At 67.1% G+C, this 9,081-nt stretch carries 7 protein-coding genes; all 7 read right to left on the bottom strand.

What is annotated here, in order from left to right:
• Positions 1-18 precede the first annotated feature (18 nt).
• On the bottom strand, positions 19-2,751 hold the full coding sequence (locus AB0I88_RS10585; RefSeq protein ID WP_361020969.1) for a HEAT repeat domain-containing protein: 2,733 nt from the start codon (positions 2,749-2,751) through the stop codon (positions 19-21).
• Positions 2,748-3,983, bottom strand: a complete 1,236-nt coding sequence (locus tag AB0I88_RS10590) for a CHAT domain-containing protein (RefSeq protein WP_361020971.1) — start codon at positions 3,981-3,983, stop codon at positions 2,748-2,750. Before AB0I88_RS10590 ends, AB0I88_RS10585 begins: the two co-directional genes overlap by 4 nt.
• The gene (locus AB0I88_RS10595; protein WP_361020973.1) at positions 3,980-5,686 is read right to left on the bottom strand and encodes a hypothetical protein; all 1,707 of its coding nucleotides are present in this window, start codon (positions 5,684-5,686) and stop codon (positions 3,980-3,982) included. The genes AB0I88_RS10590 and AB0I88_RS10595 overlap by 4 nt, the downstream gene beginning before the upstream one ends.
• 11 nt (positions 5,687-5,697) lie before the next feature.
• On the bottom strand, positions 5,698-6,711 hold the full coding sequence (locus tag AB0I88_RS10600) for an AAA family ATPase (RefSeq protein ID WP_361020975.1): 1,014 nt from the start codon (positions 6,709-6,711) through the stop codon (positions 5,698-5,700).
• A complete protein-coding gene (locus AB0I88_RS10605) occupies positions 6,645-7,595 on the bottom strand; it encodes a hypothetical protein (RefSeq protein WP_361020977.1) in 951 nt (316 codons plus the stop codon). Before AB0I88_RS10605 ends, AB0I88_RS10600 begins: the two co-directional genes overlap by 67 nt.
• A complete protein-coding gene (locus tag AB0I88_RS10610; protein WP_361020979.1) occupies positions 7,592-8,029 on the bottom strand; it encodes a hypothetical protein in 438 nt (145 codons plus the stop codon). The genes AB0I88_RS10605 and AB0I88_RS10610 overlap by 4 nt, the downstream gene beginning before the upstream one ends.
• Before the next feature lie 237 nt (positions 8,030-8,266).
• Entirely contained in the window at positions 8,267-8,800 is a 534-nt protein-coding gene (locus tag AB0I88_RS10615) for a hypothetical protein (protein WP_361020981.1), read from the bottom strand.
• Positions 8,801-9,081 lie beyond the last annotated feature (281 nt).

Below are 9,081 nucleotides of genomic sequence, written 5' to 3' on the forward strand. Positions count from 1 at the left end.
GATTTCTTAACCGCCCTCTCACGCCCCCGACCGTGCGATCGCCGCCTCCGCTGCCTGCCGCACCTCTCCGCTGGCGTCGGTGGTGGCCCGTTCACGTAGCCAGGGCAGGGTGGCCGGGTCGTCGGCCCAGCCGGTTGCGATCGCTGTCACCGCCGCCTGCCGTACATCTCCGTCGTCGTCGGTGGTGGCCCGATCACGTAGCCAGGGCAGGGTGCTCGGATCACTGGCCCAGCCAGCCGCAATCGCCTGTACCGCTGCCTGCCGCACCTCTCCGCTGGCGTCGGTGGTGGCCCGATCACGTAGCCAGGGCAGGGTGCTCGGATCACTGGCCCAGCCAGCCGCAATCGCCTGTACCGCAGCCTCCCGGGTCACCCATATGGTGTCGTCGGCGGCGGCGCGGAGGGCATTGAGGTCTTGCCCGATGAGGTTCATGTGGATTGCCGCGGCGGTTCGGGCCACGGTGTACCGAACGCGACCGGTCAGCCGGTGGCGGGCTTCCTGGTACCAGTGCTGGTAGAGGTCTGCTGCGGGCCAGGCGCGGCTGAACAGCTGGGTCAGGTGTGGGGCCAGTTGTTCGATGGCCTGGGCGAATGTCCAGTCGTGGCGGTTCTCGCGGACGGCGGCTTCGTCGAGCAGGCTGGTCAGGGCCTGGGTCAGGGCGGGCGCGTGGGGGGCTAGCGCCGCAGTCTTGCGGATCTCGGTGGTGGCCTGCAGAGCCAGCAGCAGATGCCGGGGAAGCCGGTCACGGACCTGCCATTGGGGGTCGGCATCCAGTAGCCGGATGATGGCCTGGGTTGCGATCCGGTCAGGGACCATGCCTGCGAGCAGCAGCAACACCTCGGTCCAGGCCGGATCTTGCCAGTGCCGGTCGTAGACGGCCAGCACCTGTTCGGTGGTGATCTCGTAGTTGATCAGGCGGCGGTGGAGATCGGCGGCGGCCAGGTATTCCAGGAACGCTCGGTGGACGAACCCGTACACCTCGGGTCCGAATCGGGCCAGGATGAAGTTGCGTTCCCGGAACTGGGCGAGCATCGCCCGCGCTGCGGGGATGGACCGCTCGGCCGGCAATCCGAACCGTTCCTCCAGATGGTTTCGGAACCATTCGATCAGGTCGAGGCCGGGTACGTGGTTTCCGGCCAGCCCCGCCGGGGCGTCCTGCATTTGCCGGGCTACCAGTTGCAGCAGCTCGAGCTTGTCCTGGTGGTCGAGCAGGTCGACGGTAATCCGCTCGTCGCGCAGATGCCGGTTGACGTCCCAATGCTCGACCAGCACGGTGACCGCCTGTTCGTACACTCTGCGCCGCTCGCGGGGAAGCTCCCCGCGTCGACCGATGATCGCCAGGATCGTCAGGAGCATCGGGTTAGCGGCCAGCTCACGCACCGAGGCCGACACGTTGACGGCGACCAGCAGCCGATCTCGCAGCCGCGCCGCCTGGACCGGGTCGTCCGAGAATGGCTGGGCGCACCAAAGGGTGATGAAGTCTCGGATTTGACTGTCGTCGAGATCCTGCAGCGTCCAATGCCCGAACCCCGCGGCGTCCAGCAGTTGGGGCCGGTAACCGATCGCCCGGGAGGTCACCACGACCCGGGTCTGGGGGTAGCGGGCGGCGAACTCTGCGATCTGAGCGGTGGCCTGCTCCCGCAACCGGGGATCGAACACCTCGTCCAACCCGTCGAAGAACACCACGGCCGCACCGCCCGAGTCCAGGTACGGCTCCAGTGCTGATCGCGGCAGGCCCAATGCCTCGGTGGTGTACCGATGATCGATCATGCCGAGGTATGACGCGTCACGTCCGGCCCGCCGTCCTGGATCGGCATAGGTGCGTAACTCCACCATCAGCGGTAGACAGCCGGCCAGCCCCGCTGGCAGCCGAACCGGTCCGACGACTGGCTCCCCAGAATCGTCCGCTCCCGTCTGTGCGCTGCCGCTGCCTGCCAGAGCCAGCATCAGATACCGGACCAACGTCGACTTACCCGCGCCCGGATCCCCCAGCAGTACCACCCTGCGGTTGGCCGGCTCCGCGAGCACCTCCAAAACCGGCCTGCGGGGGCGCTCTTCGTAGGTGCGGCGCATCGCCTCCAACTGGTCGCGGTCGAGCTGGCCAGGCAGATACGCGTCACCATCCGGTCCGGCCTCGACCAGCCGTTGCCACACCTCCCGGGGCACCTCGGCCGGAGGCGGATCCGGACGCACATGCTGTGGCACGAATATCCACTCCAGCGGAATCACCGGATGCGGATGCGAATCTGCCGCCGGGAGGAGGACTTCAAGGTCGACCCGCCGGTAGCGTTCCCGCAACCGTCTCAGATATCGCTCCCGAAGGGCACCTGGCAGCGGCGACGGCCTGCTTCCGGCAACCCGGTGCAGCACCGCGGGGGCAGGCGTGTCACTGTTGACCGTGACCGGCAGTTCGGTGGTGTGGAACGGGATGCCGCCCGAGCTGATCAGGGTCAGCCATAGTGAGGTCTCGGCACCGTCGAGAATGTGGTCGTCGACGACTACCACGAATCGGGCCGGGCCATAGGTTCCGCCGAAGCGATGTAACACCAGGCTGGTTTGACCCAGGCTCTCCACTGTCAGGCCGGTCCGGCCGGTCAGCATCAACCCGACCGGGTACTCCTCCTCCGGATACGGCCAATCGGCTTGAAGATCTCCCGGCCGTAGATCGACGGTGACCAGGTAGCGGCCACCGTTCGCCACCTGGCGCGGCCAGCCGACCAGCGGTTGCAGCGCCATGGTCTCCACGGTCACGATGTACCACCCTGGGGCGACATGTACAGTGCGGTGTCAAGTCGGCCGATGTAGTGATACATGCAGCCGTAAATGAACGCCTTGAGCAGGATGGGGTCGGCGGTCGACAGATCGTCCGGTAGTTCTCTGGCGAGCGTGGCCCGATAGTCGCGTAGCAAGGCCGACACGCTGACCGCCTGGTCCCGCGCGGCGGCCAGCAGGCGATCGAGGAACTCGAGAGAGTCGGGTTTGCCGACCTCACCTGCGGTAGCGATGACACCACGGGCGCCGCGTCGCAGAAAGATCTCGGCGAATGTCCGCGTCGCCCGCTCGCGGAACCGGTCGTCGTTCATCAGCAGCGCGCTGCTGCAGGCGTTGAGCAGAACCAGCGTGTCGGCCGCGCGCAGCGCGTGCATCCGATGCCGGCCGAGTAGGTCCATGGAGAGCCCGCCCAGTGTGGCCTGTGCGCCATCGGCGGCGGCTGTTCCGTGCCCCCAGAAATGCACGAGCCCGAACCGTCGATCCTTGGCGTTGAGCTTGCTCAGCAGCTCCGACATGGTGTCGGCCTTGTCGTGCGGGAGCGCCTTGAATCTGTCATCGAGGTTCTTGAAATCCTTGTCGATATAGCTCAGGACCGGGCCCTTGCAGATGCTTGCACCGCCCGTCGACCAGTCGATCGGCGTCTCGGAATAGACATTGGTCCACCGGATCAGCTCGACGTCGGCGCCGAGCCACCCGTGGTCGTCCGGGTCGTCGGTTTCGTGGAAGAAGAGCTCCCAGGGAATCTGGAAGTCGGTCTCGTCCCACACCACCAGGCGCAGATTGCGGCCGTGCTGCCGCCGGAGCGCGGTCAACCACTGCCTCAGAGTGATCTTGGTGTCTGACCAACTGCGTAGCGCGTTCAAACCTTGCTGCCAGGTGCCGGCCGTTGCGATGCCGGCCAGGTCGAGCTGAGGGCGGCGCTGATTGCGGAGGTCCTGCGGGGTGACGGTGGCCCGTAACGCGGTGTCGTCTTGGAGTTCCAGATGGAAGCACTCCTCTCCCTCGTACGATTGTCGAGTCACCCGCAACAGCACCGCCCCGGCCGGGGCGCAAGCCCGCACCGGAGCCGACAACGAGTCGAGCGCTTCGCTGTCGGGGGAGCGCAGATCCTCCACCTCAACCTTGACCTGGGCCGGGCGGGTGGCCGCGGTCGGTATCGGCTCCCGGGAGCGATCGCCCTTCACGATGCCGGCCATTCCCTGCGTGTTCATCGAGTCTCCGAGGTGGCGATCACCGTGCCGCCGAGCGCGTCGGCCAGCTCGAAGGGCAGCGTCGCGTATGTGCCGATCTCGGGCGCGGCCACGACGGACCGCAGTCCCCTCAGGGGCCGGACTGTTGCTGCAGCGGAGAGGGCATCGTCGATTCCTTGTCGCCCGACCGGGGGCACGACCGTCCCGCGTGCGCTGGCGGAGAGCGGGACGTTGCCGCGCCCGTCGGTGGCCACGACCAGCCAGGCCCGGTCGGTGTGTACGCGGCTGCGTCGCAGGTGCCGTAGCAGCTCCTGGACAGCGATCTCGATTCCGGAGGCCAGCGGGGTGGCGCGGCCGGGCGTGTGTCGCAGCGATCGCAGAATGCGGGGATCACGCACGCTGGCTGCCCGGTATCGTTCCGCCCGCAGCCCGTCGGCGGCCGCCTCGTGGCCGAGGTCGATGACGCTTACCGCGGCCCGTTCGGTGTAGGCCCACTGGAGGTAGGGCGCGAGCGTGGGAATCCAGTCCCACCCGCGACGGCACGTGTGATCCAGTACCAGGACCAGGAGCTTTCCCGGCGTCCACCCGTGCCGGTAGCGACGCCAGTCCTCGGGCCGGATCTCCAGAGGGCCGCCAGGGGTCCGTCCCCGCCGGTGCTTGGCCGCTTCCAGGAGAGTCGGCACCGGGGCAAGATCGAAGTGGGTACGGGTTCGCTCAGTCCCGGTTCTGGCGCCGCGTAACTCGCGTCGCAGCGTCGTCGTCGCCCACGGGTTACGTAGAGGGGTGATCTCGGGCAGCGCTTCTGGGCCGATCTCCGGGTAGAGCCCGACCACGGCAGCGGCCTCGACGGCGACGGGCTCATCGGGTTCCCCAGCCTCGACGAAGGTGCGCGTCGTGGGTGCCCTGGCTGATACGGGTGCGGCGGGTACCTCGGTCGATGCCGAGTCGACTGTGTCGTCGCCGAACTCGGCCGGTTCGGCCTCAGGTTCCGGAACGGCAGTAATCAGGCCCAGGATCTCCGCGGCTTGGCGGACGTGGACGGCCGTTGTCGTGAAAGCGGACGACAGCCGGGCCAGCGAGCGTGCCGTCCTCGCGAGAGCCAGGGTCAGCCGCATGCCGGACCCAGCCGTCCGCAGCGCTTCGGCCATCGCGTCCTCGGTGATCTCCGGCCAATCCGCGGTCAGATGCCCGATCGGCGGTACGGCCAAATCACCCGATGGAACGTCGGCGGCGTCGACCCGGACCGGGAACCGATCCAGCAGATGCGGTGACAGACCGGACAGGGTGTCCCGGTCGGCTGCGGCAAGCCAGCGGGCACGTGGCTGCCAGGCATCGCTACGACCATGTCGTTCGGCGGTGGCGATGTCGGCCCCGAGCACGGTGACCGCGGCTCGGATGACTGCGGTCCCGGTCCGGGCAAGGTCGGGCACCATGACGATCGGTGGAGTGCCCGACTCGATCAGGATGCCGGGTGCCATCCGGAATCGTCCGCCGGAGAAACGCAGCCGGGCCCACAGATCGTCCTCACTCAGCCAGGAACCGGCGATGACCGTCTCCGGTTTCGCGGCGTGGATCACGGACATCAGCATGGTGAGGCTGCGTGCCATCTCGGTGAGCAGGCCCGGTGGCGCGTTGAGAACGAGCAGTGGACCGATTCGGTGGTCGATTGCGACACACCGCAGCAATGCCGTGATGCGCCGTGCGGCGTCCGGTGCCATCGACATGACCACCGTACCTAGGTCGCAGTGATGAGCGTGGCGAGTTTCCCGGCGTCGTCGGGGGTCCACGGCAGGATCCCGCCGGTGTCCGCGGGCGCCCGCCGGTGCACCAATGCCATCGGTGTGACCTCGGCAACGTGCGGAGGCCGTACCTCGGTGTCGCCGTCGATCGCCGCGACCGCACGGGCCGCGTTGGCGATGGAGAGTTCGCCGCGATGGCCGGCTGCGCGGAAGGTCCAGCTGATCGTCGCGCAAAGCTTCAGGATGTCGTCCGAACACGACAGGGTCTTGGCCGTCTCCCGTGCGGCCTTCAGCTTCTCGCCGAGTGCGTCGTCGGCTTTCCTGGCCGCCTGGATCTCGGCCGATGGGCTGCCCTGCTGCTCGGCGTCAAAGGCCAGGACGTTGCGCAGAATCTGCAGACGTGTGTCTGGACGCTGGTCCTCGGTGATCGTCGCGACCAGCCCGAACCGGTCGAGTAGTTGCGGTCGCAGATTGCCCTCCTCCGGATTCATCGTGCCGATGAGCGTGAACTTGACCTGGACGTTCTGTTCATCGATGCCTTCCCGCTCGATCGGCAGCACCTCGCCCGCAGCAGCGTCCAGGATGATGTTGACAAGGTAGTCGTCGAGCAGGTTGACCTCATCGATGTACAGCAGCCCACCACCCTCCTTGTGTGCCTGGAGGAGAAGCCCGTCCCGGGTGCTGTGGTCGCCACGCAGAAGTTCCTCGACGTTCCAGCCGCCGAGTATCCGGTCGTCGGTGGCACCGATCGGCAGGGTCACCGGCAGGTCTTTGAGCACCATCTTGGCGAACGCCCGCACGGTCGTCGACTTGGCCGTACCTCGGTGGCCGGTGGCCAGCACGCCCTTGACCTCCGGCGCCACATACGCGATCTCCAGCGCCCGTTTCAGCTCATCCTGCCCAACCACCATGGTGTACGGAAGAATCGGAACACTGGTGGCCGTCATGCCGCCGCCTTGTCTTGTTCGTAGTTCTGTTTCATCGGAACACCCTGCCGCCACATCGCGCACAAGGCCTCGTTCAGCAGCCGCTCGGCCTCCGGGCTCTTCGGCAGACGCAGCTTCAACGTCTTGAGCAGATCGAAGCGGTGAAGATCGAAAGCCGAACCAACCGCCTCTCCGTACGCGACAGCTGCCGCGACCGCCCCCGTGTAGGACACCGCCGCGAGCACTGCCGGGGCGAAGGTCAGCAACTGCCACCAGCCCGCATCCCAGAGCAGCACCAGGAAAGCCGCCGTGGTGACAGCAGCGGTGACAGTCATCCGCCCCGCGCCGTCCAGCACGTCACGCCGGTCGTCGACGACCGCCCGGGTCTTGTCGCTCAGCAGCGGGTAGAGCCGCGGCCAGGCGACCACGGCGTCCAGCCCGTAATCACGCCCAGCGGTGTCCTCCATCGCCGCCAATGCATTGCCCAGTGCCGTCGCCCGTACCAGATGGTCCGGTAACGGATAACGCCGGCGCAGCCGGGCCCCGTATCGTCCCGCCGTCTGCACCAACTCATCAGTGAGCTTGTCCCGCTCGTCCGGCAGCTCCGACTTCGCAGCCAGCCACTTCCTGCGTTTGAGTTGCCACCAGCGGCCCACCCCCGATCCCAAGGCGACCGGCCAACCACCAGCGAGAACCCCCATCATCGCCGCCTGCAGTGGCGCCATCACCGCCGCGAACAGAGTGACCAGCAAGGAGAGCAGGAGGATCTCGCCCACACCGAGATCTCGCGCGACCTTCCAGGCGGAGGTGAAGGAAAGGTGATCGCCGTGCCGCAACCAGAGGGGCGCCCCCGCCCACACGAGTACCAACACGAAGATCGATGCCGCCATCGCCGGCAGGTACCCGACGATCAGGAAACGCCCGGACCGCAGCCCGTCAAGCGGCCTGCTCAGTGAACCGAGATTCATTCACACAACTCCATCAGCCGGTGACCGTCGGTCCCACACGATGGCAAGAATCGCGCGTCATGGAAGGACCGGAACTTCTCCTTGCCGCAACCGGACTCAGGGCAGGCGTACCGCAACGCCCGGAACTGACTGGACTCGCCGGCCAACGTGGCCCGGTCACCGCTGCTCACCGGTACGGCCTCGCCCGCGGCCGTGCCTTCGAGGTCTTCGAGGCTCGCGCGAGTGACGACGCCTAGCGCCGTCCCGGCCACCCGAACCTCAATCGAAGCCGCCCTCGACTCCTCCAACTTGGAGACCACCTGTGCGACCAGGATCGGGATGGTGGGTGGCTTGGCGGGATCGACCTCAATCCAGCACCCGGCCGCCGAGACGCCAGGATCAAACAGCTCCCCGTACTTCTCACGTAGCCGCTCGAACCCCGGTGGGCCTTCCACACTGACACTCCTCAGGGACCAGTCCCGACGCCGACCCCACAATTCCAGCAGGTTGCGCGCGATCGAGCCAGGCCCTCACTCACCAGCGCGCTCCGACCATGATCGACATCATCGCCGAGGCCCGGGCTCTGTCCGGCGAAATGCGATGGTGGGCCGGACGTGACGTTCGCCCGCGCCGGCCTCAGCCCGCCGGATCCGCCTTGAGGGCTTCACCCCTTCGAACGCACCGGGGCCGGATCACCCCGCCGGTCGCCCGAAGCTCGAGATCTCGGTCCGGTACGGGCCACCCGCGTCAGGACGGATGAGGACCACGAAGTCGGGTAACGCAGCGGCGGCCGGCTTCCCGGACGGATCAACGGAACCGGGGTCGGCCTTCCAATCGATGAGGTGGGCCTCCACCTGAAAACGGCCCTCGCCGACGGGAATCACATTGTCCTTCGGCGATGTCTCACCGACGTCCTCCAGTCCGCCCAGCTCGAGCCTTCCCTTCGAGACAACAAGGTACGGCTCGGACGAGACCAGAAGAACGCGCTGCTCACTCTCCGCCAGCCGGGGGTTTTCACCCCAGCGCACAAGGATCTGCCAGACGCCGTCGCCGCCGACATTCAGTGGTACGAGCAATCCGTTTCGGATGGCGTCGGCCACATTGCTGTGGTCGGTGACCCAATCCTCCCAGTCCTCGAATTCCGCGAAGTCGAAGGATTCCGGCTGCCACATCGCGCACAGGCCCGCGTTCGTTCGCACCACGCGCGACAGTTCACCCTCGGTCATGGGACCCCGAACCCATACATATCGATCCTCGTCGGAGCCGGATGTTAACACGGCAGACCTGACAGCTGATCTACCGGCCGAACTTCTTCATCCGGCGATCGATCTGTGGACCGGGACTTCGATCGACGGAGTGATGCGGCGGTCCGAGGTCGTCCAGGTGGTCGGCTCCGCCCGGCTCCAGATCGATGAGCGTTTTTCAACTGAGTTCGCGCAGCTGACGGCGCGTCCAGGGGTGGGTTGCGAGGCCAGGTGAGGCTCCCGGTAAGACAAGCAATCGACCA

Source organism: Actinoplanes sp. NPDC049802, assembly GCF_040656595.1.
Classification (GTDB): domain Bacteria; phylum Actinomycetota; class Actinomycetes; order Mycobacteriales; family Micromonosporaceae; genus Actinoplanes.

Bases quoted from the DNA above. Each gene is read 5' to 3' on its own strand.
- AB0I88_RS10590 (WP_361020971.1), bottom strand. From the start codon at position 3,983: ATGAACACGCAGGGAATGGCCGGCATCGTGAAGGGCGATCGCTCCCGG.
- AB0I88_RS10595 (WP_361020973.1), bottom strand. From the start codon at position 5,686: ATGTCGATGGCACCGGACGCCGCACGGCGCATCACGGCATTGCTGCGG.
- AB0I88_RS10605 (WP_361020977.1), bottom strand. From the start codon at position 7,595: ATGAATCTCGGTTCACTGAGCAGGCCGCTTGACGGGCTGCGGTCCGGG.
- AB0I88_RS10615 (WP_361020981.1), bottom strand. From the start codon at position 8,800: ATGACCGAGGGTGAACTGTCGCGCGTGGTGCGAACGAACGCGGGCCTG.